The sequence below is a fragment of the Cryobacterium sp. BB736 genome (assembly GCF_014980265.1).
In the GTDB taxonomy this organism is placed as follows: Bacteria; Actinomycetota; Actinomycetes; order Actinomycetales; family Microbacteriaceae; genus Terrimesophilobacter.
The window spans coordinates 232,771-258,909 of sequence record NZ_JABXWQ010000001.1 but is presented as its reverse complement, the minus strand read 5'-3'; the positions used below and the strand labels follow the sequence as shown (position 1 = coordinate 258,909).

Here is a 26,139-nt window from a genome sequence, read left to right as displayed (position 1 = left end):
GCGTCAGCGGTCGATGCGCACGACCGAGTACTCGGTGTCGGGGGTCGGGGGAGTGTCGAAGCGCGCGTTCGGCAGGTAGAGCCCGTTGCCGAACCGGGCGATTGTGGTCGGCACCTGGAAATCGGGGTCGGTGAGCTGGTCAACGAGTTCGCCGCTGGTCCCCGAGGCGTTGAGCTTGACTACAGCGACCGTATTCTGGAAGTTCTGCACCACGTAGAGCGTTCGTCCCACGACCAGCAATCCATCGCCGTCGGTGAGCGTCACACCGCCGAGGTCAACTGCGGTGGCGACGCCGGTGTCCGGATCCACGCGGAACAGGATGCCGGTGGCCGACTGGATCACGAGAAGCGCCTGGTGGTTGGGTGTCTCCTCGATGCCGTTGGCGTTGAAGCCCGCCTGCTGCACCCAGTCGCCCGTCAGCGGAAGCGTTTCCACGGCATCCGGGTCCGGCAGCGCGCCGCCGGGACCGAGCGGGAGCTTGTAGAGCTGCGCCTGCTGGCTGTCGGTGAACCAGGCCGCGTCGCGGGTGAGGACGACGTCGTTGATGAACGAGGGCTCGGTGGTGAGCTGGTAGCTCTGGATCAGGTCGCCGGTGGCGGCATCCACTACTCGAGCTTCGCCTGTGGGCCCGCCGGCGATGAACAGCCGATCGTGCTTGTCGATTTTCAGGCCGACCGACGGTGTGCCGGGACCCTCGAGCGTTGTGATTTCCTCGCCGGTGCGCACGCTGAAGACGTAAATGTCGCCGTCGACTAGTGAGCCGACGTACCCGGTGCCGCCGGGCCCGATGTCGATTCCCTCTGGCTGGAAGCCGTTGGGCAGCGCGATCACGTCCGGGAAGTGGCCGGGCGGCGACTGCTGAGCGGCGAGGGCCATCTGCGTTCCCGAAAGGGCGAGGAGCGCGCTCAGTGTGGCGGCGAACAATGTACGTGCGACGATGCGACCGGACATGCGGGCCATGCTACGACTGCGTTCCCGCGCATGGTCAGGGTTCGCACCTCCCTCTCAGGCGGGGGTTCGCGGCGTAGGCCGCGATCCGCGCGCCGGTTTGTTGACCGCGCGCGGGTTCAAAGTGGCGCACGGTCAACAAACTGGCACCGGGATGCTGCGCTTTCGGTCCCGGGCGGTGATCGCGAGTCGTGGCGATCACCGTTCGAGTTGCGCTACCGTCCAACTCAAGATCGGTGATGCTCGTGACCCAGTCCACGCGTCAGGCGTCTTGGGAGGCTGAAGTCGAATGGAAAAGTGGGCTAGCGGGGGCGGCTATGACCCTAAGAACTATGGGCCCGTGTACCGACCGGTGGTGTCGTTCCTCGCGTTGCTCACCGCGGTCCTCGCCTACTTCTCCTTGATTGCCAGTCTCGCAGGCCTCGCCAATTACACCGGCGACTGGGCTGGTCCGCTTGTCGTCTCGCGAAAGCTCGAGATTTACGTCGATGTGGCCTGGACCTACTTCGTACCCGTGGTCTTGTTGTTGGTCGTATCAACCGTGATCATGTTCGGTTGCCTGATCGCCCTTGTGCGGTATCCGCCGCTCCGGACCAAGCCGCCGCGTGCTGCTGCCGAGACCACGGAAAGTGACTGAAAGAAGCCAACCTGGCTACCGGCCCGACCTGTGAGTCCGGGCCGGTGTAACTTTGATTAGAAGTGAGCGAATGGCAGGGATCGGCCAATGAAGCGCGGTTGGCTACGTCGTCCGTATCGTGCTCATCCTGACCAAGAAAAGGCAGGCGACGAAGGACCCTGTTGTCAGCGCCGGCGATGTGATCCAGGACCTGTATCTTGGCCGCACGAGCACTCCGGCGCCGCTACGTCAGGTCGACGAGTACTCCGCACACGGCACCGCGCCGACGCGGTCGAGCGAGCACATCGAACGCTCCGAGTAGAACAGATTCGGCGTCGCGGGGTCTTGCGGCGTTCTCAGCCCCAAGGTGTAGTGGAAGGGTTTCCGAAATGCGGGTGCACATCATCGGAGCCGGGATCGGCGGGCTCGCCGCTGCCATCGGGCTGCAGCGCGCCGGTGCGACGGTGACGGTGTACGAGCGCGCCAGTGAGCTCACCATGCCAGGCTCTGGGCTGTCTGTGTTCCCCAACGGGCTCGCGGCGCTGGATGCGATCGGTGTGGGAGACGATTTCCGGTCGATCTCCACGGGCGACGGTGCGCTGCTGCGCGCCGGGCAGCGACGGCCGGACGGTCGCTGGCTCGCGACGATTCCGTCCGACGCTGTGGCTGGCCTGCGGGTGGTGCACCGCGCGGACCTTCATGACCTGCTGGCGCGCTCGCTGGAGTCGGGAACCATTCGGCTGGGTGCGTCCGTGACACGGACGTCCGAGGATGGCACGCGGCTGTGGGTGCAGGAGGACTCGGGCGAGACCGAGGTGGAGAGTGACCTCGTTGTCGCGGCGGACGGCATCCGGAGTCGCACTCGCGCCGGATGGCCGGGCGATCCCGGGCTCCGCTACGCCGGCTACGCGGCTTGGCGTGGGGTCACCGATGGCCCGGTGGATTTGACCGGCGAAGCGGGGGAGACCTGGGGTCATGGGCTTCGGTTCGGGATGGCGCCGCTGGCCGACGGCCGGGTGTACTGGTTCGCGGTCGCCACGATGCCCGCGGACGCACAGATCCCGGACGAGTTCGAGCGGGTGAGGGAGCTCTTCGGGCGCTGGCATGACCCGATCCCTTCCCTATTGGATGCGACTGATCCCGGGACTGTCTTTCGGTTGCCGATTCACGACCTGGCGAGGCCGATTCCCAGTTTTCGGCGCGGCCGCACCGTGCTCTTGGGGGATGCCGCGCACGCGATGACCCCGGACCTTGGTCAGGGCGGCGGGCAAGCGCTGGAGGATGCGGCCACGCTCGCGGTCCTGCTCGGTGCAGTCGCGGCGAGCGCGGTGCCGGATGCGGCGGCGATGGACCGCGCACTCAACGCGTACGACCAGCTTCGGCGGAAGCGGACGCAGCCGATCGCCCTGGCCTCGCGCATGGTCGGCGCTCTCGCGCACGTGCGGGGCGGGCTCGCGGTCGGGCTGCGTGATCTGGCGTTGCGCGCGACGCCCTCCGCAGTGCTGCGCAAGCAGGCGCTCAGCGTGCAGGTGTGGCAGCCGCCGTCGGCCTCCGTCGAACCGGCCGCGTAATCCGCGCGGCGGTTTGTTGACCGCGCCGCGGTTCAAGGTGGCGCGCGGTCAACAACGGACGGCGCGGATGCGCGAGGCCGGTGCGCCGTGGCTGCGGCGCACCGGCAGACAGCGTCAGGCGTTGTCGTACATCGCGATGAAGCGCCCGACGACGCCTCCTGCACGCAACTTGTCGATCGCATCCGGGATGTCGGCGTGCGTGATGAGATTCATCGGCGGGTTCAGCTCGCCCGACCTCATCAATGCGTAGAGGTTCTCGAGGTCTTCCTTGGTGCCCGACTTCGAGCCCTTCAGCGTCAGCTGGTTTATGATCAGCGGGTACGTGTTGATGGTCGCTTCCAGCCGGCCCATGCCCACTTGCACGAAGGTGCCGAATTCTGCGAGCGTCTCGACCGCGGCCGCGGTGGTGGTGCCGAAACCCGCGTAGTCGACAATAAGTTCGAGACCCTTGTCCTTGAACGCGTCGATCGAGTCGGCCACGTCCTTCAGGCCGATCTCGTCCTTGAGCTTGCGCGTCTCCGGATTGACTTCGGCACCGTAAACCTCGGCGCCGGACAGCGCCGCGACCCGGGCGCCGATGTAACCGAGACCGCCGAGTCCGATCACGCCGACCTTCATGCCCGCTTTCGCGCCGCCGACCGCCATGATGGCGTGATAAGCGGTCAGTCCGGCATCCGTCGCCATCGCGCCGAGGTCGAACGGAACCTCATCGGGGAGCTTCACCAGGTTGTCGGCGGTGGCGACCATCCTGGGGCCGAAGCCGCCGTCCCACTTGCCGTAGCCGAGGGCGTCGCCGTCGCTCATCACCGGGGCGAGACCGACCCGGTCGCCGACCTTCCACTGATCCATGCCTTCGCCGACCTCGGTGATGATGCCCGCGTTCTCGTGGCCCATGGTGCGCGGGAGGGTCGGGAAGAGGGCCATCCAGCCGGGGTCGTCAAGGGTCGAAACGTCCGAGTGGCACACCCCCGCTGCTTTGACCTCGACCACGACCTGACCGGGACCGGCGCTGGGCTCAGGAACCTCGTTCAGCTCGAGCGGCTTATCCGTGCCGGTGAATTGCCATGCCTTCATGAGAGTGCCTTCCTAGGGGTGGGTGATTTCGCCGGTCTAGCAAGCAAGTCCGGAGTTCGCCTGACGGTCTGCCTTGTGCCTGCCGCATGTCTCCGCCGCACGCTGGAGGACTCGGCAATCCCCGCTCGACGACCCTTCCCGGATGCGCGACCCGGGCGTATGGTCAGGGCATGGCCAAGTTCAGAGAAAGCGTCAGGAAGGCTGCAGCGAAGCTGCGCCAAACCCGCTGGCCGAAGCGCGACCAATCCAAGGCGGACAAGCGTCAGCTTGACCGGTGGGAGGGGGAAGGCGGGGCGATTCGTGACGAATCCGACGACTCGGATGACCCTCGGGGACGGGAATAGAGGCGTGATGACGAACGACGGGCGGGACGCGGATCCGGAAACCATCGCGGCGATCGAGCGTGCGCTTCAGGCCGCGCAGCTTCGCGCCGCCGACTCGCCCGGGGAATCCGTCGCATCCACCACCACCGACTGGGAGCCGTCCGCCGCAGAGGCCGGCGACTTCGGTGAGGGGGTCGACGGTGATTGATCGGCGGCCGTCGACATCCGGAGCAGACAGCGAATGTGGAGGGACAAAATGACCAGCACCACCGATCAAGTCGACACACCGGCACCATCAGCTGCGGCCACGAGGTGGCTGACTTTTGCATGGGGCCTGGCCATCGGAGCGGGCTCAGCTCTCGTGGGCTTGCTGCCCTGGCTCATCACGGGGATGCGCCTGCCGTTGCAGAACCTGTGGGAGACAACCGTCGACCCAGAGGCGATGCCCATCGCGCTCCTGCCGTTCAGCCAGTATTCGATCACGCTCATCGTGGGACTGATCGTGTTCGGCTCTGCTGTCGCCGGTCTCCTCGGCCGCACATTTCGTGAGCGGCTCTCCCGGCGCGGGTTCCTTGGGATCGCACTGGGGGCGTTCCTCGTGCAGATCGGGGCGGCCACTCAAAGCACGTTGGTGGTAGCGAGTGGATTGCCGGGCGATAGCCTGGCGGCCATCTATCTCACCGGGCTGATCGCGGTCGCTGTGGTGTCGATCGGCGTCGGCGCACTCGTGATGGTTCTGATCGGCAGGGCCGCTCGCCCCGGCGCAACGCTGGGATTCGCCATGGCGGCTGTCTCGGTCGAAGCATGGCTGAGCGCGCTCGTCGTGCCGCCTGGCACTTTTGTGACCGAGGCATCGATGTGGTGGCTCGACCTGGCCCGCTACCTTCCGGCCATCATTGTCGGAGTTGCGATCGCTTGGTGTGGGATCCGCTCCATCGGGGGCGTCATTGCCGCTGTCGGCAGCCTGCTCATCCTGTGGATCGCGCCGGTCGCCCTCGTGTCGGTGTCGGTTGCGGTGGGAAGCCGGGCGATCGCATCGCAGCCCGACCAGATGCTCGACTACGGCGGCGAGGTGTTCATCAGCGTGTTGATGACGGCACAGAACTCGATTCCACCATTGGTCATCGCGATCGTGGTTGCCGGCATCGGCCTGGCCTCTCGCCAGCTCATCTCCTCGTGGCCGCGGAGGTCGCGGGAGGCTGAGTAGATGATTGACGATTCGGATCGCGCACACCTGCGCCGTTGTATAGAGCTCGCCCGGATGGCGCTGGACACGGGAGACAAACCCTTCGGGTCAGTCCTGGCGAGCGCCGACGGTGAGGTGCTCTTCGAAGACCACAACCACGAGTCGACTGGGGACCGGACCCAGCATCCCGAGTTCGCGATTGCCCGCTGGGCGGCGGCGAATCTCACCCCGGGGCAGCGTGCGGCCGCGACGGTCTACACCTCGGGCGAGCATTGCCCGATGTGCGCCGCCGCGCATGCTTGGGTTGGGCTCGGCCGGATCGTGTACGCGAGCTCGTCGGCCCAGCTGAGCGACTGGCTGCAAGCGATGGACGTCCCGCCCTCTCCGGTGAAGTCCATGCCGATAACCGAGGTGGCCCCGGATGTGGCTGTCGAGGGCCCTGTTGAGGATCTGGCCGACGAGGTCCACGCACTCCATCGGCGCTATCACCAGCGCTGACGGTCGCTAGCGCCCCGGGTACAGGACTTCGATCGGGGCGATCTGCACGACGCCTTCGACCGCCTTGCCCAGCTTGGGTTCGAGCGTGATCAGGGCATCCGCCTGCAGCTGGGTGAGCGCAACGTACTCGGCGTCGTAGGTCTCGGACCAGCCGAGCCTGTCGGCGACCTTCCAGGCGACGTCGCGCAACACCCGGTCGCCGAGCAGCCGCAGGCGCATCCCGGTGACGTAGTCGAGCCGTTCCTTCGCCTCGGCCGACGTCAGCTCTCCCTCGCCGACAGCCGCGTGCAGGATCGACAACACTTGCGAACGCAGAAGCGTCGGCGCAAGCAACTCGTGCTCGTCGGGCACGACGTGCCTGTCGGCAGCAAGCTTGATCGCGACACCGGCGTCGATCACGTATTTCGTCATCTGAGCTCCTTCAGTCTCGGCAGGTAGCGCGGCACAGCGGCGGTGTAACGCCGGAACGCCTCCGGGTCCTGCCCCGCCAGCTCCCGTTCCTCGCGCAGGACGTCCCGGTGGACCAACGCTGCCGCCACAGGCACGCTCACGAGCAGCCATCTCGAGTTGCGCAAAAGGGCCACACCCGTCGCGAGCAGCACCCATGCCACGTACATCGGGTTGCGGCCTCGCGCGTATGGTCCGGTGGTGACGAGATGGTCCGGATGCTCCAAATCAACGTCACGCGTCGCCCGCAGCGCCCAGCCGGTCAAAGCCACCGAGCACGACACGAGCACACCGCCGAAGGGGAGCCGCGGGCTACGTGCTCCGCCGAATGGAAGAGGTCGCATCCGGTGCAAGAGTTCGCCGCAAGCGAGCGCGGCCAGGTACGGCTTCGGAATCGGCACGTTGCGCAGCACCGTTCGGGCGCTCATGTGGTGAGGTTACCCCTGGTCGTCGATCGACAGCCCGACCTCGACAATGTCGTCGACGTCGATGTCCTCAGCGCGACGCACGTCGGCCTTGAGCGGCACGATGTAGCCGCCGTCTTTCGGCCACAGCGCCGTGTACCAACTGGTTGCGCCGATAGTGACGATGGCCGGGATCATGCCCCAGCCGTACGTGACCAGGCCCGCGACCTCGTGGATGTCCTCAGCGGCATCGTCCGGGACCGTCACGAAGTAGAACGGGGCCGGCCCGCGCCAGTACCAGATCTCGCCGGTGAAGCTCAGGTCCACGGCTTCTTCTCCGCTTCGCGCGGCCACCACAAGGCGCCGTCCAGGCTCGCGTGCCATTCGACGGGCTGTCCCGCTTCCACGAGCGCGTCGGTGAGCCAGTAGGCCTCGTCCGGGCCCCAGCCTGCAAGCACAGTATGCCCGCCGTTAACCGGCAGCGCTCGCCCGGCAGTCGCCAAGTATCCGGTAGCCGAGAGGTGCACCGCGTCGAAGTCCGCCGCGACCGCCTCCCAATCGGGGATGAACCACTCCGACTCGATCCCGGTCACACGCCACCAGTCGTGCCGGCGCGAGTTGGTGACGCGCAGCGCATACCGCTCGACGAGGCGAATCCACGCATCCGGTGCCGACAGCTCGTAGACCCGGATGCCCTCGCCTGCCCGAACCGGCGCTGCCAGCGCCTCCGTCCATCCCAGCGTGTCCTCGATCAGCTGCAGTCTCACGGGTCCCGTCTGCGGGAGGGCGCGAGTGGTGATGGGAAGCTCGGTCAAGGCGGGTGTCGACCACCACTCGCCGGTCCACGGTGCTCCGGGGGACTTCGGCCACTCAGCATCCGCGCGCCTCTCGCCGGCCACGGTTCCGCTCTTCCATGCGCGGAGTTTCGCATCTGCCCCCGACATTTCAAGTTCGGATGTCGGGTGCTTGCCAAGCCACTGCACGAAGAACTGAGCCGGAGCGTCGAGTGGTTCGACGAGCCAGGTCGCGCTCAGTGCCGGCTCGAGCGCACGCGCGAAACCGGCCAAGGCATCAGCGATATCTGGCCGGGCGAGAACCTGATCCTCTCCATCCTCCTCTTGCCAATACATGGCCGTCCGGGTTGCTTCGGCCAATGCCGCCAGCAAGTCGGCCCCTGCAATGTCGGCATCCTGGTCGCGGATGCGCTGCGCCAGTGACACCGGCGTCACCGGAGAACGGTCGATTCCTGGATCACTTTCATCGACCTTGGAAAAGACGACGTGAGCCGAGCCGGTTGAACTGTCTGCGGCAATTGCCTCCCGCATGACTTCGCTCGCGAGTTGCTCGTCTCGCTCCGCGAGCAGTGACATGAGGAACCGGCGGCCGCGAGGTCCGTCCGCGATGGACGCGAGAGGCTGCATGCGACGAGCATAGGCTCAGACACCGAATAGTCGAGCACAACTCTTCATGGCCGATACAGTGATCAAATTCATACGGACACGATGGCGTAGCTCTTGGGGAAACGAGTGACCAGGACCCTGCAGCAACTGTTCGCGGATGTCTTTGGCATCTTTCGCGTTCGCTCACCCAAGATCGAGCACGCTGTCCTCCGTTACCTGTCTGGCCGGGAGCCGATCGATTGGGTACCTGTCATTGGCGCGCGCGATCGAGCAGCGCTTCAGAAACTGTTGCCGGAGCACGGCTGGGGAACCTCGGATAACGCCGTTGAACAGTCGATAGCGGCTGTGCGCGCTGGCTGGGGAACGATCGAATTGTTTCTGGCGCGCCGGAACCTGCACGCGGCGCTCGCGACTCTCGAGCAACGAGACCAGCACTACCTCCTTCGCTATTCGCGAGTCCTTGCGGAGGTGCGATCGGACAATCCTTGTGCAGACCGGGTTCCTGAATTGCCGAGGAGCGTCCGCGCGCTGCTCGACGACGCCGGTCAGGTGAACCGTGGGCCCAAAGAACGCCTCCATATGTCCGTCGCCCAACTCCATTGGTTACTCGAGGAGGAAGGGCTGAGTGGCGATGACGCCCGCGACATGACTCTGATGTTGCTTCTCGATTTTGGCAACTTCCAACTGTTCAACAGCAGGGAAGCGGTCAACCTAGAGGGCGCGGCCGCAATGCTCCGTGAGCACCAGGAACTAGTGCGTGGGCTGCTCGATATCCTGCCGCCATGGCATGCTGACCATGTCGTTGAGTGGGCAGAGCGAAGCACGCAGTTCGCGCGAGTGGCGGCACCATTCCTGGTGCACACAACAGTCGACACTGAATCGTCGTGGCTGCGCCAACGCGTCATGGCGGTGCTGCACGCCACCCCCTTCGAGGCGTATTCCGACACGGTGCGGGAAGTGCTCCGCACCTGCAACACCCGCCACCTGCCTCGGGTCATCGCTATCGTCGAGCAATTACCTGACAGCATTGCTGCCGCCCAAGCGCTTGCGGCCGTTCGGGCGGCCACCCGCGGGAGCGCTCGAATCCGGGTTCTCGACGCCGCCATCGCTCGTATGGCTGCTGTCAGTTTCGCGCCGCTCGCAGCGGTACACCGAGAACCAGAGCCAGCAAGACCGATCCTGGACGGGCCAGTCTCCGCGACTATGGCAGACGCTCTTCGTCTCGCGCTCGAGAATCGTCGCGCTCGTGCGCTGGGCACAGCTCGGAAGAAGAGGACCGCGCCCGAACAATACGGGTGGACCCCGCGAATGGTTGCGCGTGAAGAACTCATCGCGTCGCATTGTGACGATCTGCTCGCCGACCTTCCTGGCCTGCTTCGCGCGCTAGAAGGCGGAAGCACGGTCCCGGCACCGATGAGCATGGTCCTGGATGACACCCTGATCGGTCGTTTGACGGAGCTGACGGTCGCCCAGACCATCCGCCTCGTGACCAGTCGGGAAGGTATCCGGTGGAATTCACTCCGGAGGCTGTGTCCGCTGCAGAGTGTGACGGCCGCCGACATAGTCAACTTCGCGCCAGCCCTGGGGCTGACAAACGACGAAGTTGCAAGGTCCGTCCTTTTCGCTACCTTCGGAGACCTTTCATCCAAGCCCTTCGCCGTGGTCCGCGCCGAAGCCATGTGGCCCATGCTCGAGGCGCATCCGGACGCTCTGGATGGGGTCTTGGCCATAGCAGCGCACGGTGGAGGATTTTCGAGGCACGAAGCGGTTCACATGGCCATAAGCCTCATCGAAACTTCGCCAACACCATTGCCCCAGTTCCTCCCTGCGCTGAATAGCATCGCCCGCGCTCGCCCGAGCGCTGTACGGGATGCGGCTCGGCGTGCACTCGAACGGCACGGCGTCACAAGCGCGTGATGCCACGAACGCCCAGCGAGCGTCCCCATCAAGTCGCGTCAGCAATCTCGCGGGTGGCTGATCCACAGTTGAGCCATGTCGATCGCAACAAACGTGTTGACGGATGCTTTCGGCCGGGTCCGCGACTCCGTCCATCACGCGGTGTCCGGGCTTGGTGCTGACCAGCTTGCGCACCGCCTCGACCCTGACGCGAACTCGATCGGGTGGCTGGTCTGGCACCTCACCCGCATTCAAGACGACCACGTCGCTGGCGTCGCCGGGAGCGAGCAGCTGTGGACGTCCGCGGGCTGGGCGGACCGATTCGGCCTGCCCTTCAACGTCGCCTCAACCGGCTACGGGCACCGCTCGGCCGACGTCGCGGCGCTCGCCGGCGTCACCGCTGAGCAGCTGCTCGGCTACCACGACGCCGTCCACGCGCGCACCGTCGAGTACGTCGGCACGCTCGACGACGCCGACTTCGACCGGATCGTTGACACCTCCTGGGACCCGCCAGTCACCCTTGCCGTGCGACTCGTCAGCGTGATCGCCGACGACCTCCAGCACGCCGGGCAGGCCGCGTTCGTGCGCGGCATCGTCGAACGCCGACGCTGAAGCTCAGGCGAGCGCTTCGCCGCGGCGCTTGTGCCCGTGCGCGAAGTGATACAGGGCCATCGCCACGACCACGACCCCGGCAAGCAGTCCGTACATGCCGTGATATCCGGTATGCGGAATGAGCAGACCGAGCACTATCGGGCCGAATCCGCTGCCTAGGTCGAGCATCAGGAAATAGGTCGCGGTTGCGGTGCCGACCCGATGATCAGGGGCAAGACTGACCGCGATCACCTGCCCGGAGGGCAGCAGCCCGCCGAACCCCAGTCCGAGCAGCGCGCCACCGAGCATCAGCACGATGCCGTCCGGCGCCATCCCGATCACGACCAGCCCGGCGGCGAACAGCGCGAGCGTCGGGTAGATCACGACGTTGTCGCCGTACCGGTCCTGCATCCGCCCGACAATGAGGCGGGACACGACGACGCCTCCCGCGTAGACCAGGAAGAACAGGCTCGCCGCTTCGACCAAGTCCTTCGCGTGCGCGTAAGAGTTCAGGAACGCCAGAACACCCGAGATCGCGATTCCGCCGAGCAGCATCACCAGGGAGATAGGCAACGCCCACGGGTCGAGCACGTCGCTCCAGCGCATTCGCCAGCGGTTGGCGCGCTCGTCGTCGGATGGGATGCGCTCCGGCAGACGCAGGAACAGCCCAAGCAGCAGCGCAACGACCGCGCATCCGGTGGTGAATGCGAACAGCCACTCGTAGCCGAACGCGTTCACGAGCACCACCGCGGCGAACGGGCCGATCGCTGTCCCCAGGGTCGCCGACAAGCCGAAGTAGCCCACGCCTTCTCCGCGGCGCGTGAACGGGATCAGGCTGATCACGGATGCCGCGAGCACAGTCGCAGCGGTGCCGAATGCAATGCCGTGGACGACGCGAATGACGATCAGCACTGTGAGATCGCCTGTCGGCGCGTAGAAGAGCGCCACCACCGAGTACACGAGGAGCGCCGCCAGGAGCATCCGGCGCCGACCGACAAGATCGAGCAGCTTCCCTGCGAAGACTCGAGCGATGACAGCGCCGATGATGAACGCGCTCGAGGCAAGGCCGGCGAGGCTGTCGGATGCGTTGAAACGCTCGACCGCATAGAGCGCCATGGTCGTCATCGGCAGGTAGAAGACCATCGCGACGAAGAAGTTGGTTGCGATTGCGAGCAGGAAGCGGCCGCTCCAAAGTCTCTGGTTGCCGCTCTCCACGCTGTGCCCCTCTCGCTGTCTCGCCGCTGAGGAACACCGTCGTTCTAGTGCTGACCTCGCAACTATACGGGAGGCCTTTCGCCGGTTGACGGGAGCATTTCTCGTACGCTCGTCGGGCATCCGTCGCATGATGGACACATGGATCCGGTTGCCGCGCTCGATGAGATCGCCTTCTGGCTGGAGCGCGACCTCGCGCCGTCGTTCAAGATCCAGGCGTTTCGGCGTGCGGCGAAGGCGATCGGCGAGTTCGACACTGACGAGCTCACTGACCGCCTGCACGATGGTCGGCTCAAGCGAATGAAGGGCATCGGCGACCGCACGTTCGAGGTGATCGGGCAGGCGCTCGAGGGGCAGGTGCCGGATTATCTCGAGGACCTGCGTCAACGAGCGCGGCCGCTCACCGAGGGCGGCGGCGAGCTCCGGGCAGCGCTTCGGGGGGACCTGCACACGCACAGCGAGTGGTCAGACGGGTACGCCGCGATCGAGCTCATGGTCGCGGCTGCGAAGGCGCTCGGCCGGGAGTACATCGCGCTCACCGACCACTCGCCCAACCTCACGATCGCGAACGGGCTGAGCGCGGAGCGGCTGACTGAACAGCTCGGCATCGTCGACGGTATCAACGCCGGCGATGACGGCTTCACGCTGCTGAAGGGGATAGAGGTCGACATCCTGGAGAGCGGAGAGCTCGACCAGACCCCGGACATGCTCGACCGGCTCGACATCGTCGTGGCGAGCGTGCACTCCAAGCTGCGTGCGGATAAGGCGACGATGACGGAACGGATGCTCGGCGGCATCCGGGATCCGCACACCAACGTACTCGGGCACTGCACAGGGCGCCTGGTGATGGGTTCGCGCGGCACCCGGCCGCAATCGGAGTTCGACGCCGAGCGTGTGTTCGCGGCGTGCGCGGAGAACAACGTCGCGGTCGAGATCAACTCCCGGCCGGAGCGGCAGGACCCGCCGGATGAGCTGATCGACCTGGCGCTGGAAGCCGGATGCCTGTTCAGCATCGACAGCGATGCGCACGCGCCCGGGCAGCTGGCCTTCCTCGACTATGGTGCGGAGCGCGCGGCGGCGCGGGGCATCCCGCCGGAGCGCATCATCACCACCTGGCCGCGCGAGCGGCTGCTGGAGTGGGCACAGGCGCGCTGACCCGTCTGTTTGTCAGCCGATCACGGCCACCGCGTCGAGCTCGATGAGGGCCTCCGGCCGCCCGAGGCCGGCGACCTGCAGCATGCTCAACGTGGTCGGGTGGGAACCCCACACCTCGATTGCCGCGGTGTACGCCGCCTGCAGGTCCGACCCGGTGACGAGATAGATGGTGAGCTTCACGATGCTCTCGACCGTGCCGCCTGCCTCGCTCACCACTTGGAGCACATTCCGGGTCGCTTGAGCCGACTGCTCGGCGACGTCTCCGGTGATCGCGCCGGACGCATCCGTTCCGTTCTGGCCGCCGACGAAGAGGAGGTTGCCGCCGCCGCTGACCAGGATCCCGTTCGAGAACGCCGGGTTGGAGTGCAGTGCCGCGGGGTTGATGTGCGTGATGGTCATAGCGTTGTCCCCTCGCGTGAGTGCTGGGCATCCGGTCCGCGCATTCTCGGTCATCCCTTCGGCAACCGGCCGTGAGCGCAGGCTGAGAGGTACGGGGGAGCTTCACGAGATTTCGACCGTGCGCGCGGGTGCCGTGTGACGCTGGCCGGGATCGGCCAACCCGGAGGCTCTCATGCGCGCAATGGTGTACCGCGGACCGTACAAGGTGCGAGTCGAAGACAAAGAGGTACCGGCGATCGAGCATCCGAATGACGCGATCGTGAGTGTCGCCCTCGCGGCGATCTGCGGCTCCGACCTTCACCTGTACCACGGCATGATGCCGGATACGCGGGTCGGCTCCACGTTCGGGCACGAGTTCATCGGCGTCGTCGAGGAGATCGGCGGCTCGGTGCAGAATCTCAAGGTCGGCGACCGGGTGATGGTGCCGTTCAATGTCTACTGCGGGTCGTGCTACTTCTGCTCCCGCGGCCTGTACTCCAACTGCCACAACGTGAACCCGAACGCGACCGCCGTGGGGGGCATCTACGGCTACTCGCACACCTGTGGCGGATATGACGGCGGGCAGTCTCAGTTCGTCCGGGTCCCGTTCGCGGATGTCGGGCCGATGGTCATCCCGGAGTGGCTGAGCGACGAAGACGCGCTGATGATGACCGACGCACTGCCCACCGGATACTTCGGCGCCCAGCTCGGTGACATCGAACAGGGCGACACCGTGGTCGTATTCGGAGCCGGTCCCGTCGGGCTGTTCGCGGCTCGCAGCGCCTGGTTCCTGGGCGCCGGCCGGGTGATCGTCATCGACCACCTCGACTACAGGCTGCAAAAGGCGCGCGACTTCGCCTTCGCCGAGACCTACAACTTCAATGAGCACGACGATGTGGTCGTGCACCTCAAGAAGATCACCGACTACCTCGGCGCCGACGTCGCGATCGACGCGGTGGGCGCCGAGGCTGACGGCAACCTGCTGCAGCACATCACCGCGGCCAAGCTCAAGCTGCAGGGCGGCTCTCCGGTCGCTCTCAACTGGGCCATCGACTCCGTGCGGAAGGGCGGGACGGTGTCGGTCGTCGGCGCGTACGGCCCCATGTTCAGCGCGGTGAAGTTCGGCGACGCGATGAACAAGGGGTTGACGCTCCGGATGAACCAGACCCCGGTCAAACGTCAGTGGCCGCGGCTGCTCGAGCATGTTCAGAACGGGTACCTGAAGCCGAGCGACCTCGTCACCCATCGCATCCCGCTCGAGCACATCTCGGAGGGTTACCACATCTTCTCGTCGAAACTCGATGACTGCATCAAGCCGGTCATCGTCCCGGAAGCCGCCTAGGAGCTCCCATGATTCCGTACACGAAAGAAGCACCGCAGCAGATCGCGTCGGAGGAGGAGCTGCGTGCGCGCATCCCCGGATGGGGCGCCGACCTCGACCGGAAAGACCGCCCGGCCGTGCCGCGGGAGCAGTCGCTGACCACCGGCGCGCACTGGGAGTTCCCCGACCGGCAACCGGAGAAGGCCCGGCGGGAGCGCTCGGTCGAGCACCGCTTCCTACCTCCGGTGTTCGGCACCACCGTCCCGCTCAAGGGCCTGTCGGGAGGCATCCGGAGGCTGGCCTACGCGCGCTACAGCGAGGGTCGCGCCGCGCATTGGCTGCTGCTGATTCTCGGAGACCGAGTGGATGCCGTGGAGAGTCACGTGGCGTCGTTGGCAACCCGCCGACCGGATGAGCCGATCACACAGTCGGGGGTGGTCAGCGAGCTCTCGCACGACGGGCTTCGGTCGCGCTTCGGGCGGGGGCGGGCGGACGTGAAGCACGTGTGGCTGGATCCGGTTCTGGTCGTCGGGCCCTGGCTGATGGCTGGCGGGCTCGTGTTTGCGCTCGGGAGAACGGTCGTCCGGGCGCTCCGCTGACTCGTCGTCGGCGGTCGGCTAGCGTGCGCTCGACGTCGTCAATTCGAGCTCGCGGGACGCCGTCTTCCGACGCTGCAGCGCCCGGGCGACGATCGGCTGCCCGATGAGGATCCCGGCGAGCACGATCGCGATCCCCGCACCCTGCAGCAGGCTGAGCGATTCTGACGCGACGAGCACGCCCAGGAGGACTCCCGCGACCGGGTTGAGCAGTCCGACCAGTCCGACCGCGCCGGCGCTGAGGTGCTTCAGTCCGGTGAACCACGCCACGTAGGCCAGCCCGGTCGCAATGAATGACAGGAAGCCGAACGCGAGCAACTCGGTGCCGCCGAGGGCAGGCGGGGCGCCCTCGAGCGCGAATGCGAAGGGAATCACGAAGAGCCCACCCGCGATCAACTGCCACGAGGACTGGGAGTACACGTCAACATCCGTTCCCCACTTCTTGGTGAGGATGTAGCCGACAGACGACATCATCATTGCGGTCAGTGCTGCCGCCGCGCCGAGAAGGTTCACCTGCTCGGTGCCGGTGAGCAGCGTGGCGCAGACGCCGACGAAGCCGAGGATTGCGCCGACGAGGGGCAGCAGCTTGGGGCGTTCGGCGAGCAGCGGCCAGGCGAGGAACATCATCACGGCCGGGGAGGTCGCCATCAGCGTGGTGGCGATACTGGACGGCAGCAGTTGCGCCGCGACGTAGACGAGCACGAAGAACGCGCCGACGTTGAGGATGCCGAGCACCGCCGACTTCCACCACCAGGACCCGGTTGGCAGCTTCCGCGAGAGCAGCCAGACGACGATCCCGCCGGGAAGCGCCCGGATGACCGCGGCCCACAGCGGGTAGTCGGGCGGGAGGAACGCCGCCGTCACCCAGTAGCTTGCGCCCCACGCAATGGGAGCGATCGCGGTGATGAGGAGCCAGCGCGCATTACCTTCCATGGAAGATATAATAACTTCCTTGGAAGATATAATCCAGTCATGGCTGAAATGACCGATCACGTCGCCCGGATTCAACAGGCCTGGGCGGTGGAGCGGCCCGACCTGGACGTGAGTCCGCAGGGCGTCATCGGGCGGTTGCACCGGCTCGGCAACTTCCTCACCGAGGAGCTTGTTGCGGTGTATCGGGATTTCGGGCTCGGCGAAGGCGACTTCGATGTGCTGGCAACGCTGCGGCGCTCGGGCCCGCCGTTCGAGCTGGCGCCGGGGGAACTCGCTGACCACACCATGGTGACGACCGGCGCGATGACGAAGCGCATCGATCGGCTCGTCGAAGCCGGGCTGGTCACTCGGCGGCGCAGTGAGGCCGACGGGCGCGCGCGGGTCGTGGCGCTGACGGATGCCGGGCGCGAGCTGATCGATCGCGCCTTCACCGCACACGTGGACAACGAGCAGAGGCTGATTGAACCACTCAGTGCGGCAGAGCGTGAGCAGCTGCAGGCGCTCCTCATCAAGTGGCTGGCTGAATACGAGGACTGAGCGCGCGGGTCGAATTCGACCAGCGCGTGGAAGATGCACCCGCGCGAGGGGCGGATTCGGCGGTCGGGGCCCCAAGCCGGGGGTAGACGAACATGGTGTACACAGGCGATTCACAGGTGCTACAGTCCACCTGAAGCGTTCAACTCTGGGGGGAAAACTTGAAGCGCAAACTCATCGGCCTTGCCGCAATCGGCTCGCTCGTCGCTGGCTCGTTCGGCATCGCATCCGCAGCACAGGCGGCGACTCCTGAAGAGGTCTCCAGCTGGATCGCCGAGGCGGCATTGGAGAACCTCGGCCTTACCATCGAGGACCCGTCGTTCGCGGCCGCGATCGCCGCGGCAGTCCAGCAGGCATTGGATGCCGGCCTCATCTCTGTCGCGGTCGAGGACATCGCCGAGGGCGAAGTCGATGAGCCGGGAACGCTTCCCGAAGACGAAGTTGACGGCGTGCTCGATGAAGAGCTCGAAGAGCAGAAGAACGTCTGGGACGAGATCAAGGAAGCGTGGCGCACCGGCCACGAGGAAGCTCACGCTGCATTCACCGAGTGCCGTGACGCAGCCGAGGGTGGCGCGAACCTGTGCGCCCACGAGTTCCGTTACGCGATGCAGGTCAACAACATCGCCGCGTTCCAAGCCAGACACGAGGCGCGACTCCTTGCCGACGCCGAGAATATGACTGAGGAGGAGCTCGCCAAGGCTGAGGCCAAGCTCGCGCACCACGAGTCGATTGCGAAGGCCCGCCTCGACCGCGCGGCCGCTCACCTTGAGAAGAAGACCGGCATCGTGATCCAGGACGACGCTGTTGAGGGCGACGTCGAGGAAGCCACTGAAGAAGCGCTCGTCACCATCCAGGAGACCTCGTCGGTGGAGCCGCGCGGCAACAACGGCAAGGGCAACGACAAGTCGGACAAGCCCGGCAAGCCTGCCAAATCGGACAAGCCCGCCAAGGGCAACAACGGCAATAACGGCAAGGGCAACAACGGCAACAAGGGCAACAACGGCAAGGGCGGCCCCAACAAGTGACCCGTCGGCGCAACCGGTCAGGACTGTTCAGCGCGGTCCTGACCGGTTTCGTCGTTGCCGGTCTCCTCGCCGGCTGCACGACCGCGCCCGCTGAGCCGGAGTCGGAGGCAGTCGTCAAAGCTCCGGATGCCCTCACCGCCGAAGGTGTAGTCCTCGCGGCGGTGCTGCTGTCCACGGCGGACATCACAGCGGCAGTGGCCGAAGGGCTGGTTACTCCGGCCGAGGTGGATGCTGCGCGAGCCGCCATCGAGGACGGCACCCTGGACGAGTGGCGGGTGCGCGCAGAGAAGGAACGCTCCGAAGCCGACTGACGCACCGCGGGGGTCGCTCGCGCGGGTCAAACTTCCTCACGCGGGTCGAATTCGACCCGCGGGTGGAAGATGCACCCGCGCGAGCACAAGACACCCGCGCGCGAGGGTCTCGACAAGCTCGAGCACCGAATGGGGGCGTACCCCCGACCAGCGGCTAGTTCTTCGTCACCTTGCCGGTGAGCTGCGCGATCGGCCGCAGGATGATGGGCCTCGCGGCGAGCCACGCACCGATCATCACCACGACGCTCGCGGCGAAGATCCACAGCCCCCACCACGACTCGTCGTCGCGCATGGCGTACATGTGGTTCAGGTTCCGCAGGATGCCGGTCGCGAACACCAGCGCGACGTGCACGATGATGAACAGCACGAAGTAGAGCATCACCGGGAAGTGGATGGCTCGCGCCCACTCGATCGGGTACGCCTTGTTCAACCGGTCGGCGTCACGCGGCCACAGCGGCGACATCCGCAGCCCGGTAATGACCGCGAGCGGCGTCGCGATGAACACCGTCACGAAATAGGCCAGCACCTGCAGGCTGTTGTAGTTCACCCAGCCGTTGTCCGTCGGCCACGACAGTGAGGCGTACTGAATCGCCGTCGACAGCGCATTCGGGAACACCTCCCAGCTCGTGGGCACGATCCGCATCCACTGGCCGGTGAGGAACAGCAGCACGAAGAACACCACGCCATTGATCACCCACAGCACGTCGATCGAGAGGTGGAACCACAGGTCAAGGCTGATCTTCTTCGGCGAGTTCCTGGTGCGGAATGGGATCGCCGGGTTGCGAGTCCAGTACGCATCCGGCCGCTGCACGGTGCGAACCATCCATCCGGAACGGATGATCAGCAGCAGCATGAGCGCGTTCAGGAAGTGGGCCCAGCCCAGCCAGGCAGGGAACCCGACCGGCGCCGACTCCGGCAGCTCGGTGTGGCCGGGGTAGGTGGTCATGAAGTCCTGCACCAGCGGCGTCTCGCGGATGGTGATGGCGATCAGCACGACCGCTGCGACCATGATGATGCCGAACGGGGCCAGCCAGACCAGCGGCCAGTACTGGCGAAGAGCGTCCTTGACCTTCGGCGACATGCAGTCAGACCCTTTCCGCGCCTACTTGGCGCGCGCCTCGATGGCTTCGACGAGTTGCGGGACGATCGTGAAGATGTCGCCGACGATCCCGAAGTCGGCGATCTCGAAGATCGGTGCGTCCCCGTCCTTGTTGATCGCGACGATGGTCTTCGCGGTCTGCATGCCTGCGCGGTGCTGGATCGCGCCGGAGATGCCCAGCGCGATGTACAGCTGCGGCGACACCGAGACGCCGGTCTGGCCCACCTGATAGCTCTGCGGCACATAGCCCGCGTCGACTGCCGCGCGGGATGCGCCGACGGCGGCGCCGAGCGAGTCGGCCAGCTTCTCCACCAGGTCGAAGGCCTCCTTCGAGCCGAGCCCGCGACCGCCGGAGACCACCTTGGAGGCGCCGAGCAGTTCCGGCCGCGTGGTCTCGGCCTTGACGTTGTTGAACGAGTCGATGGCGGCGTACTTGCTCGCGTCGACGCTCACGTCGGCGTTCACGACCTCCGGGGTGGCGGCATCCGCCGTCCCTTCGACCGCGCCGTGCCGCACCGTGACGATCGCGAGCCCGCCCTCGACGGTGGATTCGACGGTGTACGCCCCGCCGAACACCGAGTGGGTGGCAACCACCTTGTCGCCGTCGGCGCGCACGTCGACCGCGTCGTGCACCAGTCCGCCGTTGGTGCGAACGGCCAGCCGGGCAGCCGCCTCCCGACCGTCGATCGAGCCGGCCAGCAGCACAGCGGATGGCTGCAGCGCCTCGACCGCGGAGGTTAGGGCGTCGGCGGGGACGCCGGAGAGCACGGACCCGGCGGCATCCGTCTCTGCCAGGTAGACCTTCTGCGCTCCCAGCGAGCCGAGCTGCTCGGTCAGCGCGCTGCCGACACCGGGCGCGGTGGCGACGACTGCGACCGGGGTGCCGAGCTTCGCGGCAGCGGCGAGCAGGGAGGGAACAGTGGCGCTGAGCTCGCCCGTCGGGGTGACCTCGGCGAGTACAAGTACGTTCGACATTGTTCGGTCCCTCTCTAGATCAGTCGCTCTGCGGCGAGGAAGTCGGCCAGCTGTGCGGCGGCGCTTCCGTCATCGACGATCTTTTGGCCGGCGGTACGTGCCGGTCGCTCCTGGGTGGACAGGACCACCGAGCGGCCACCGGATGCCTCAGAAAGGCCCAATTCGGACAGCGACAGCACTCCGATCGGCTTCTTCTTGGCGGTCATGATGCCCTTGAAGTTGGGGAAGCGCGGCTCGGCAGCCCGCTCGGTCACCGAGATCACCGCGGGAAGCGCGGAGCTGACCGTCATCGAACCGGACTCCGTGGCCCGCTCGCCACGCACCGACCCTTCCGACAACTCGACCGAATCCAGGGAGCCGAGAGCCGGCAGCCCTAGGTGCTCGGCGATCATGATCGGCACGACCCCGCCGCGGCCGTCGGTCGACTCGTTGCCGGCGACCACGAGGTCGAACTGCTCGCGCTGCAGCGCTGCGGCCAGGACCTCCGCGCTCCACGCCGAATCCGAGCCGACCAGCGACGCATCCGCGATGTGGATGCCAGAATCGGCGCCCATCGAGAGGGCCTTGCGGATGGTGCCGGTGGCATCCTCCGGGCCCATCGTCATCACGACGACCTCGGTGCCCTTGTTCGCGTCCTTGTAGGCGAGTGCGACCTCGAGCGCGCGCTCGTTGATCTCGTCGATGATCTTGTCGCTTGCATCCCGGTCGAGCAGGCCGGTCGTCAGGTCGAGACGTCGCTCACCACCCGTATCCGGTACCTGCTTGATCAGCGCGATTATCCTCACTCGCTTGCTCCTTTGCATTGTCGCCGGTGGCCTTGTCGCCGATGCGCGGGCACAACGCGGGCCGGGTCGCGACCGAACGTGCGCCGAGCGCCAGTGTACCGATGACTGGTGTGCTCGTCGCGCTGAGTGCGTTGGATGCCCGCGTTCAGTTGCTAGGCTGTGCGATGACAATCGAATATCGGGCCAGCAATCGATGCGGGAGAGTTCGTCGCAGGCGACGAACACCGAAGGAGCAAGCCTCCCCGCCAATCTCTCAGGTCTCATGTACCGCATCGGCACGGCCACTCTGGAAAGTGGATTCGCTTTGCGCATCCCGCCCACGGTGAAAACTGGCTACAGCCGGTGAAACTCTCAGGCCCATGACAGAGGGGGAGTTCTTGTAGCCGCACAGGCTCGTCGCCGAACAAGTGCCAGGAGAACTCGTGTCCGATACCCCGTCCGTAGACAGCAAGCAGTCACCGCTCCACGAGCTGCACGTCGCTGCCGGCGCCAGCTTCACCGATTTCGGCGGCTGGCAGATGCCGGTCAGCTACGGCTCAGACCTCACCGAGCATCACGCCGTCCGCAATGCCGCGGGCATCTTCGACGTTTCGCACATGGGCAACATCAGCGTGACGGGCGAGGACGCCGCGGCCTTCCTTGACTACGCGCTGGCAGGCAAGCTGTCGACGACGGGGCTCATGCAGGCCAAATACAGTCTGCTGCTCGACTCCAGCGGCGGCATCATCGACGACCTGATCGTCTACCACAACGCCGACAACGAGTACGCGGTGGTGGTGAACGCCGGCAACCGTGACGCCGCGTTCGCCGCGTTCAGCGAACGCGCTGCGGCTTTCAAGAACCTCACCGTCCGCGACATCAGCGATGACGTCGCGATCCTCGCCATTCAGGGCCCGCGCGCGCTTGAGGTGCTCGAGACCACCGAGGGCCTGCGCATCATGGACGGGCAGCCCGCCCTGCGCGACGTCAAGAACTACTGGTCCACCGCCGGATGGTTCGGTGACGGTTCGGTGCTCATCGCCCGCACCGGCTACACCGGCGAGGACGGGTTCGAGCTCTACGTCGACGTGGCGGATGCCGTACGGCTCTGGCAAGCACTGCTGGCCGCGGGCGAGCCGCTCGGGCTCACCCCCGCCGGACTCGCCAGCCGCGACACCCTTCGGTTGGAAGCCGGCATGCCGCTCTATGGGCACGAGCTCGGCCGCGACATCCGGCCCGCGCAGGCCGGCCTCGGGCGTGTCGTGGCACTCACCAAAGAGGGCGACTTCGTTGGCCGGGGGGCGATCGAGGCGGGGCTTCCGGATGGCGCCCGTGTGCTCGTCGGGCTCGTCACCGAGGGCCGCCGCGCCGGTCGAGCGGGCTACGCCGTGTTCGACGGCGACACCGACGTGGGCGTGATCACGAGCGGCGCCCTGTCGCCGACGCTCGGGCATCCGATCGCCATGGCAATGGTCGACCCAGCACTCACCGAAATCGGAACCGAACTGACCATCGACGTGCGCGGAACCAGGATTCCCGCGACCGTCACCGCACTGCCGTTCTATAAGAGAGAGAAGAACTGATGGCCAACACCGCCGACCTCAAGTACACGCGCGACCACGAGTGGATCGCGCTTGACGGCGACACCGTCACCATCGGCATCACCGATTACGCCGCCGACCAGCTCGGCGATGTCGTCTACGTCGACCTGCCCGCAGCTGGCAGCGCCATCGAGGGCGGCAAGGTCGTCGGCGAGATCGAGTCGACCAAGTCGGTGGGTGAACTGTTCGCGCCGGTCGATGGCACGGTCGTGGAGTCCAACCAGGCCGTCATCGACAACCCGCAGCTCGTCAACGACGACCCGTTCGGCGAGGGCTGGATGATCAAGGTCACCATCGACCCGAGCACGCTCAGCGGCACACTCACCGAGGACGAGTACCGCGCGCTGGTCGCAGAGTAATGCGCACAGACTTCGACGCTTTCGCCTCACGGCACATCGGCACCGGCGAGGACGCCCAGGCCACGATGCTCGAGGCCATCGGCTACGGCTCGGTCGAGGAGTTGGTCGACGCGGCGGTCCCCGGCTCGATCCGCACCGACCACACCGACACGGCGCTGCCTGCCCCCGCCACCGAGCGTGAGGCGCTCGCGGAACTGCGCGCCCTGGCCGCACGCAACCGAGTCAACCGCTCGTTTCTCGGGTTGGGCTACTACGGCACCATCACTCCCGCGGTGATCAAGCGCAACGTGCTCGAGAACCCGAGCTGGTACACCGCCTACACGCCGTACCAGCCGGAGATCTCGCAGGGCCGGCTCGAGGCGCTCATCAACTTCCAGACCATGGCCTCCGAGCTCACCGGCATGGCCACCGCGAACGCCTCGATGCTCGACGAGGGCACCGCGGTCGTCGAGGGGATGCTCCTCGCCCGTCGCGGCTCGAAGTCCACCTCCAACGTGTTCCTAGTCGACGCCGACACGTTCCCGCAGACCAAGTCACTGCTCGCGGGGCGTGCGGATGCGGTCGGCATCGAACTCGTCGAGGTTGCCTTCGCCGACGGTGCGGGCGAGCTGCCCGATGACTACTTCGGCATCTTCGTCCAGTACCCCGGCGCATCCGGCCGGATCTGGGACCCGTCAGCGGTCATCGCCACCGCGAAGGCTGCCGGTGCACTCACCGTCGTCGCCGCCGACCTGCTCGCCATGACGCTCATCGCGAGCCCCGGCGATCTGGGCGCGGACGTCGCGGTTGGCACCACCCAGCGCTTCGGCGTGCCGATGGGCTTCGGCGGCCCGCACGCCGGCTACCTCGCGGTGCGCGCCGGGCTGGAGCGCCAGCTGCCCGGCCGGCTCGTCGGGGTGTCCAAGGATGCCGACGGACGGCCCGCCTACCGCCTCACCCTGCAGGCGCGCGAGCAGCACATCCGTCGTGAGAAGGCCACCAGCAACATCTGCACCGCGCAGGTGCTTCTCGCCGTCATGGCGTCGATGTACGCGGTCTACCACGGCCCGGGTGGGCTCAAGACGATCGCCCAGCAGGTCACCCTGAAGACCCGGATGCTCGCCGACGCGGCGGCCGACGGGGGCCACACGGTTGTGCACGGCAACTACTTCGACACGATCACGCTGACAACAGCGCGCGGCGCGGACGCGCTGGTGCGCGACGCCCACGAGGCAGGCTTCCTGCTGCACAAGGTGGACGACGACCACGTGAGCATCTCGGTCGACGAGACCACCACGGCCCTGGACCTCACCGGTCTCGCGGCGGTGCTCGGCGGCAGGCTGGCCGACGGCGACGCGCCGACGCGCAACGACATCGACGGCTGGATCCCACGTGACCTGTGGCGGACGAGTGAATACCTCACCCACGCGGTCTTCAACACCCACCGCTCCGAGACGAGCATGATGCGGTACCTCAAGTACCTCGCCGACAAGGACTACGCGCTCGACCGCGGCATGATCCCGCTCGGCTCGTGCACCATGAAGCTCAACGCGGCGACCGAGATGGAGGCCATCAGCTGGCCCGAGTTCGGCGACCTCCACCCCTTCGCTCCGGAATCGGATGTCACCGGCTCGCTCTCGCTGATCGACCAGCTCGAGCGTTGGCTCGCCGCCGTCACCGGGTACGACACCGTCTCGCTGCAGCCGAACGCGGGCAGCCAGGGCGAACTGGCCGGACTGCTCGCCATCCGGGGATACCACCGCTCACGCGGCGACAACGAGCGCACCATCTGCCTCATCCCGGAGAGCGCGCACGGCACCAACGCCGCCAGCGCGGTGCTCGCGGGCATGCGCGTCGTGGTCGTCGCGTGTGACGAGCTCGGCAACGTCGACCTGGGCGACCTGCGCGCGAAGATCGCCGAGCACGGCGAGTCCCTCGGTGCCCTGATGATCACCTACCCGTCCACGCATGGCGTGTACGAGCACGATGTACGCGAGATCTGCGACGCGGTGCACGATGCCGGCGGCCAGGTCTACATCGACGGCGCGAACCTCAACGCACTGCTCGGCTACGCGCGGTTCGGCGAGTTCGGTGGCGACGTCTCGCACCTGAACCTGCACAAGACCTTCTGCATCCCGCACGGTGGCGGCGGCCCCGGCGTCGGCCCGGTCGCCGCAAAGGCGCACCTCGCGCCGTTCCTGCCGTCGCATCCCTTCGCGCAGCGTGCAGAGCACTTCTCACGCGCCGGCGGCACCGTGGAGCACGCCGGAGCCCAGGTCTCGGCCGCACCGTACGGCAGCCCGCTCATCCTGCCCATCTCGTGGGCGTACATCCGGATGATGGGTGCAGACGGCCTGCGCGACGCGACCGGCGCGGCGGTGCTCGCCGCCAACTACATCGCGGTGCGGCTGCGGGAGCACTTCCCGGTGCTCTACTCGGGCGAGAACGGGCTGGTCGCTCACGAGTGCATCCTGGACCTCCGTCCGCTCACCGATCGCACCGGCGTGACCGTCGACGACGTGGCGAAGCGACTGGTCGACTACGGATTCCACGCGCCAACCATGTCATTCCCGGTGCCGGGCACCCTCATGATCGAGCCGACCGAGAGCGAGGATCTCGGCGAGATCGAACGCTTCATCGAGGCGATGGTCGCGATCAAGGCCGAAGCGGACGCGGTCGGAGCGGGCGAGTGGCCCGCCGACGACAACCCGCTGAAGCACGCGCCACACACCGCGCGCGCCCTCATCGAGGGGGAGTGGGATCACGCGTACTCGCGCGAGACCGCCGCCTACCCGGTGCGGTCGCTGCTGCGGAACAAGTACTGGCCCCCGGTGCGTCGCGTCGACCAGGCCTACGGTGACCGCAACCTGTTCTGCGCGTGCCCGCCGCCCGAGGCGTTCGCCGAACTGTCCTAGCCCCGTTTTCTTAACCCGTCTCAAGGAA

The 26,139-nt window shown here is 66.6% G+C and carries 30 protein-coding genes and 1 riboswitch; of the genes, 18 read left to right on the top strand and 12 right to left on the bottom strand.

Annotated features, from left to right (window positions below):
* Positions 1–3: 3 nt before the first annotated feature.
* Positions 4–951, bottom strand: a complete 948-nt coding sequence (locus IRG63_RS01210) for a superoxide dismutase (protein WP_193508957.1) — start codon at positions 949–951, stop codon at positions 4–6.
* 337 nt (positions 952–1,288) lie between these two features.
* Between IRG63_RS01210 and IRG63_RS01205 the strand changes: the two genes are divergently transcribed.
* The 3 genes from IRG63_RS01205 (at position 1,289) to IRG63_RS01195 (ending at position 3,135) form a co-directional block, all read left to right on the top strand.
* The gene (locus tag IRG63_RS01205; protein WP_193508956.1) at positions 1,289–1,585 is read left to right on the top strand and encodes a hypothetical protein; all 297 of its coding nucleotides are present in this window, start codon (positions 1,289–1,291) and stop codon (positions 1,583–1,585) included.
* A gap of 118 nt (positions 1,586–1,703) precedes the next feature.
* The gene (locus tag IRG63_RS01200; protein ID WP_193508955.1) at positions 1,704–1,886 is read left to right on the top strand and encodes a hypothetical protein; all 183 of its coding nucleotides are present in this window, start codon (positions 1,704–1,706) and stop codon (positions 1,884–1,886) included.
* Positions 1,887–1,953: 67 nt separating this feature from the next.
* On the top strand, positions 1,954–3,135 hold the full coding sequence (locus tag IRG63_RS01195; protein WP_193508954.1) for an FAD-dependent monooxygenase: 1,182 nt from the start codon (positions 1,954–1,956) through the stop codon (positions 3,133–3,135).
* Positions 3,136–3,249: 114 nt separating this feature from the next.
* Here IRG63_RS01195 and IRG63_RS01190 read toward each other — a convergent pair whose 3' ends face one another.
* Entirely contained in the window at positions 3,250–4,209 is a 960-nt protein-coding gene (locus IRG63_RS01190; RefSeq protein ID WP_193508953.1) for a zinc-binding dehydrogenase, read from the bottom strand.
* A 170-nt stretch (positions 4,210–4,379) separates the two neighbouring features.
* Between IRG63_RS01190 and IRG63_RS01185 the strand changes: the two genes are divergently transcribed.
* From IRG63_RS01185 to IRG63_RS01170, 4 genes are read left to right on the top strand one after another with little or no spacing between them, the layout of a single operon-like run.
* Complete coding sequence (locus IRG63_RS01185) at positions 4,380–4,553, top strand: hypothetical protein (protein WP_168628040.1); 174 nt, start codon at positions 4,380–4,382, stop codon at positions 4,551–4,553.
* 7 nt (positions 4,554–4,560) lie between these two features.
* Positions 4,561–4,740: a hypothetical protein gene (locus IRG63_RS01180; RefSeq protein WP_193508952.1), complete on the top strand. Its 180-nt coding sequence runs from the start codon at positions 4,561–4,563 to the stop codon at positions 4,738–4,740.
* A 48-nt stretch (positions 4,741–4,788) separates the two neighbouring features.
* Positions 4,789–5,739 (top strand): hypothetical protein, encoded by a 951-nt coding sequence (locus tag IRG63_RS01175; protein WP_193508951.1) that lies wholly within the window; start codon positions 4,789–4,791, stop codon positions 5,737–5,739.
* Positions 5,740–6,216, top strand: a complete 477-nt coding sequence (locus IRG63_RS01170; protein ID WP_168628037.1) for a nucleoside deaminase — start codon at positions 5,740–5,742, stop codon at positions 6,214–6,216.
* Positions 6,217–6,222: 6 nt separating this feature from the next.
* Here the strand turns inward: IRG63_RS01170 and IRG63_RS01165 are convergent, their stop codons facing one another.
* Genes IRG63_RS01165 through IRG63_RS01150 form a run of 4 tightly spaced genes read right to left on the bottom strand, consistent with a single transcriptional unit; the run spans position 6,223 to position 8,488 of the window.
* Positions 6,223–6,627 carry a type II toxin-antitoxin system VapC family toxin gene (locus tag IRG63_RS01165; RefSeq protein WP_168628036.1) on the bottom strand — a complete coding sequence of 135 codons (405 nt, stop codon included), beginning with the start codon at positions 6,625–6,627 and terminating at the stop codon, positions 6,223–6,225.
* The gene (locus tag IRG63_RS01160) at positions 6,624–7,091 is read right to left on the bottom strand and encodes an isoprenylcysteine carboxylmethyltransferase family protein (protein WP_193508950.1); all 468 of its coding nucleotides are present in this window, start codon (positions 7,089–7,091) and stop codon (positions 6,624–6,626) included. The genes IRG63_RS01165 and IRG63_RS01160 overlap by 4 nt, the downstream gene beginning before the upstream one ends.
* Positions 7,092–7,100: 9 nt before the next feature.
* Complete coding sequence (locus IRG63_RS01155; protein WP_193508949.1) at positions 7,101–7,394, bottom strand: DUF1905 domain-containing protein; 294 nt, start codon at positions 7,392–7,394, stop codon at positions 7,101–7,103.
* Entirely contained in the window at positions 7,385–8,488 is a 1,104-nt protein-coding gene (locus IRG63_RS01150) for a hypothetical protein (RefSeq protein ID WP_193508948.1), read from the bottom strand. Before IRG63_RS01150 ends, IRG63_RS01155 begins: the two co-directional genes overlap by 10 nt.
* A gap of 105 nt (positions 8,489–8,593) precedes the next feature.
* Between IRG63_RS01150 and IRG63_RS01145 the strand changes: the two genes are divergently transcribed.
* Together IRG63_RS01145 and IRG63_RS01140 are read left to right on the top strand one after the other, a co-directional pair.
* Complete coding sequence (locus IRG63_RS01145) at positions 8,594–10,384, top strand: hypothetical protein (RefSeq protein ID WP_193508946.1); 1,791 nt, start codon at positions 8,594–8,596, stop codon at positions 10,382–10,384.
* A gap of 75 nt (positions 10,385–10,459) precedes the next feature.
* Positions 10,460–10,975: a DUF664 domain-containing protein gene (locus tag IRG63_RS01140; protein WP_193508945.1), complete on the top strand. Its 516-nt coding sequence runs from the start codon at positions 10,460–10,462 to the stop codon at positions 10,973–10,975.
* Positions 10,976–10,978: 3 nt separating this feature from the next.
* Here the strand turns inward: IRG63_RS01140 and IRG63_RS01135 are convergent, their stop codons facing one another.
* A complete protein-coding gene (locus IRG63_RS01135) occupies positions 10,979–12,169 on the bottom strand; it encodes an MFS transporter (RefSeq protein ID WP_370566147.1) in 1,191 nt (396 codons plus the stop codon).
* Between the two features lie 138 nt (positions 12,170–12,307).
* Here IRG63_RS01135 and IRG63_RS01130 point away from each other — a divergent pair, with 138 nt between their 5' ends.
* Entirely contained in the window at positions 12,308–13,321 is a 1,014-nt protein-coding gene (locus IRG63_RS01130; RefSeq protein ID WP_193508943.1) for a PHP domain-containing protein, read from the top strand.
* A gap of 12 nt (positions 13,322–13,333) precedes the next feature.
* Here IRG63_RS01130 and IRG63_RS01125 read toward each other — a convergent pair whose 3' ends face one another.
* On the bottom strand, positions 13,334–13,720 hold the full coding sequence (locus tag IRG63_RS01125) for a RidA family protein (protein WP_193508941.1): 387 nt from the start codon (positions 13,718–13,720) through the stop codon (positions 13,334–13,336).
* A 172-nt stretch (positions 13,721–13,892) separates the two neighbouring features.
* Here IRG63_RS01125 and IRG63_RS01120 point away from each other — a divergent pair, with 172 nt between their 5' ends.
* Both IRG63_RS01120 and IRG63_RS01115 read left to right on the top strand, forming a co-directional pair.
* Entirely contained in the window at positions 13,893–15,041 is a 1,149-nt protein-coding gene (locus IRG63_RS01120) for a zinc-dependent alcohol dehydrogenase (protein WP_193508940.1), read from the top strand.
* 11 nt (positions 15,042–15,052) lie between these two features.
* Complete coding sequence (locus tag IRG63_RS01115; protein ID WP_370566188.1) at positions 15,053–15,619, top strand: hypothetical protein; 567 nt, start codon at positions 15,053–15,055, stop codon at positions 15,617–15,619.
* Positions 15,620–15,637: 18 nt separating this feature from the next.
* On the opposite strand, the gene IRG63_RS01110 is transcribed toward IRG63_RS01115, so the two are convergent.
* On the bottom strand, positions 15,638–16,549 hold the full coding sequence (locus IRG63_RS01110; RefSeq protein ID WP_193508938.1) for a DMT family transporter: 912 nt from the start codon (positions 16,547–16,549) through the stop codon (positions 15,638–15,640).
* A 39-nt stretch (positions 16,550–16,588) separates the two neighbouring features.
* Between IRG63_RS01110 and IRG63_RS01105 the strand changes: the two genes are divergently transcribed.
* The 3 genes from IRG63_RS01105 to IRG63_RS01095 all read left to right on the top strand — a co-directional run bounded on the left by IRG63_RS01105 (position 16,589) and on the right by IRG63_RS01095 (position 18,419).
* Positions 16,589–17,086, top strand: a complete 498-nt coding sequence (locus tag IRG63_RS01105; RefSeq protein WP_193508937.1) for a MarR family transcriptional regulator — start codon at positions 16,589–16,591, stop codon at positions 17,084–17,086.
* Between the two features lie 158 nt (positions 17,087–17,244).
* Positions 17,245–18,108 carry a hypothetical protein gene (locus IRG63_RS01100; RefSeq protein WP_193508936.1) on the top strand — a complete coding sequence of 288 codons (864 nt, stop codon included), beginning with the start codon at positions 17,245–17,247 and terminating at the stop codon, positions 18,106–18,108.
* Positions 18,105–18,419, top strand: a complete 315-nt coding sequence (locus tag IRG63_RS01095; protein WP_193508935.1) for a hypothetical protein — start codon at positions 18,105–18,107, stop codon at positions 18,417–18,419. The genes IRG63_RS01100 and IRG63_RS01095 overlap by 4 nt, the downstream gene beginning before the upstream one ends.
* 154 nt (positions 18,420–18,573) lie before the next feature.
* On the opposite strand, the gene IRG63_RS01090 is transcribed toward IRG63_RS01095, so the two are convergent.
* From IRG63_RS01090 to IRG63_RS01080, 3 genes are read right to left on the bottom strand one after another with little or no spacing between them, the layout of a single operon-like run.
* Complete coding sequence (locus IRG63_RS01090; RefSeq protein ID WP_168628021.1) at positions 18,574–19,500, bottom strand: cytochrome b/b6 domain-containing protein; 927 nt, start codon at positions 19,498–19,500, stop codon at positions 18,574–18,576.
* 21 nt (positions 19,501–19,521) lie between these two features.
* Entirely contained in the window at positions 19,522–20,493 is a 972-nt protein-coding gene (locus IRG63_RS01085; RefSeq protein ID WP_193508934.1) for an electron transfer flavoprotein subunit alpha/FixB family protein, read from the bottom strand.
* A 14-nt stretch (positions 20,494–20,507) separates the two neighbouring features.
* Complete coding sequence (locus tag IRG63_RS01080) at positions 20,508–21,278, bottom strand: electron transfer flavoprotein subunit beta/FixA family protein (protein WP_193508933.1); 771 nt, start codon at positions 21,276–21,278, stop codon at positions 20,508–20,510.
* 186 nt (positions 21,279–21,464) lie between these two features.
* Positions 21,465–21,558: riboswitch (glycine riboswitch) on the top strand.
* Positions 21,559–21,700: 142 nt separating this feature from the next.
* On the opposite strand from IRG63_RS01080, the gene gcvT reads away from it, so the two are divergent.
* From gcvT to gcvP, 3 genes are read left to right on the top strand one after another with little or no spacing between them, the layout of a single operon-like run.
* A complete protein-coding gene (gcvT, locus tag IRG63_RS01075; protein WP_193508932.1) occupies positions 21,701–22,840 on the top strand; it encodes a glycine cleavage system aminomethyltransferase GcvT in 1,140 nt (379 codons plus the stop codon).
* Positions 22,840–23,217 carry a glycine cleavage system protein GcvH gene (gene gcvH, locus IRG63_RS01070; protein ID WP_193508931.1) on the top strand — a complete coding sequence of 126 codons (378 nt, stop codon included), beginning with the start codon at positions 22,840–22,842 and terminating at the stop codon, positions 23,215–23,217. Before gcvT ends, gcvH begins: the two co-directional genes overlap by 1 nt.
* Positions 23,217–26,111, top strand: a complete 2,895-nt coding sequence (gcvP, locus tag IRG63_RS01065; RefSeq protein WP_193508930.1) for an aminomethyl-transferring glycine dehydrogenase — start codon at positions 23,217–23,219, stop codon at positions 26,109–26,111. The genes gcvH and gcvP overlap by 1 nt, the downstream gene beginning before the upstream one ends.
* Positions 26,112–26,139 lie beyond the last annotated feature (28 nt).

Bases quoted from the DNA above. Each gene is read 5' to 3' on its own strand.
- IRG63_RS01210 (WP_193508957.1), bottom strand. From the start codon at position 951: ATGTCCGGTCGCATCGTCGCACGTACATTGTTCGCCGCCACACTGAGC.
- IRG63_RS01195 (WP_193508954.1), top strand. From the start codon at position 1,954: ATGCGGGTGCACATCATCGGAGCCGGGATCGGCGGGCTCGCCGCTGCC.
- IRG63_RS01190 (WP_193508953.1), bottom strand. From the start codon at position 4,209: ATGAAGGCATGGCAATTCACCGGCACGGATAAGCCGCTCGAGCTGAAC.
- IRG63_RS01185 (WP_168628040.1), top strand. From the start codon at position 4,380: ATGGCCAAGTTCAGAGAAAGCGTCAGGAAGGCTGCAGCGAAGCTGCGC.
- IRG63_RS01180 (WP_193508952.1), top strand. From the start codon at position 4,561: ATGACGAACGACGGGCGGGACGCGGATCCGGAAACCATCGCGGCGATC.
- IRG63_RS01175 (WP_193508951.1), top strand. From the start codon at position 4,789: ATGACCAGCACCACCGATCAAGTCGACACACCGGCACCATCAGCTGCG.
- IRG63_RS01170 (WP_168628037.1), top strand. From the start codon at position 5,740: ATGATTGACGATTCGGATCGCGCACACCTGCGCCGTTGTATAGAGCTC.
- IRG63_RS01165 (WP_168628036.1), bottom strand. From the start codon at position 6,627: ATGACGAAATACGTGATCGACGCCGGTGTCGCGATCAAGCTTGCTGCC.
- IRG63_RS01160 (WP_193508950.1), bottom strand. From the start codon at position 7,091: ATGAGCGCCCGAACGGTGCTGCGCAACGTGCCGATTCCGAAGCCGTAC.
- IRG63_RS01150 (WP_193508948.1), bottom strand. From the start codon at position 8,488: ATGCAGCCTCTCGCGTCCATCGCGGACGGACCTCGCGGCCGCCGGTTC.
- IRG63_RS01140 (WP_193508945.1), top strand. From the start codon at position 10,460: ATGTCGATCGCAACAAACGTGTTGACGGATGCTTTCGGCCGGGTCCGC.
- IRG63_RS01130 (WP_193508943.1), top strand. From the start codon at position 12,308: ATGGATCCGGTTGCCGCGCTCGATGAGATCGCCTTCTGGCTGGAGCGC.
- IRG63_RS01125 (WP_193508941.1), bottom strand. From the start codon at position 13,720: ATGACCATCACGCACATCAACCCCGCGGCACTGCACTCCAACCCGGCG.
- IRG63_RS01120 (WP_193508940.1), top strand. From the start codon at position 13,893: ATGCGCGCAATGGTGTACCGCGGACCGTACAAGGTGCGAGTCGAAGAC.
- IRG63_RS01110 (WP_193508938.1), bottom strand. From the start codon at position 16,549: ATGGAAGGTAATGCGCGCTGGCTCCTCATCACCGCGATCGCTCCCATT.
- IRG63_RS01105 (WP_193508937.1), top strand. From the start codon at position 16,589: ATGGCTGAAATGACCGATCACGTCGCCCGGATTCAACAGGCCTGGGCG.
- IRG63_RS01090 (WP_168628021.1), bottom strand. From the start codon at position 19,500: ATGTCGCCGAAGGTCAAGGACGCTCTTCGCCAGTACTGGCCGCTGGTC.
- IRG63_RS01085 (WP_193508934.1), bottom strand. From the start codon at position 20,493: ATGTCGAACGTACTTGTACTCGCCGAGGTCACCCCGACGGGCGAGCTC.
- gcvH (WP_193508931.1), top strand. From the start codon at position 22,840: ATGGCCAACACCGCCGACCTCAAGTACACGCGCGACCACGAGTGGATC.
- gcvP (WP_193508930.1), top strand. From the start codon at position 23,217: ATGCGCACAGACTTCGACGCTTTCGCCTCACGGCACATCGGCACCGGC.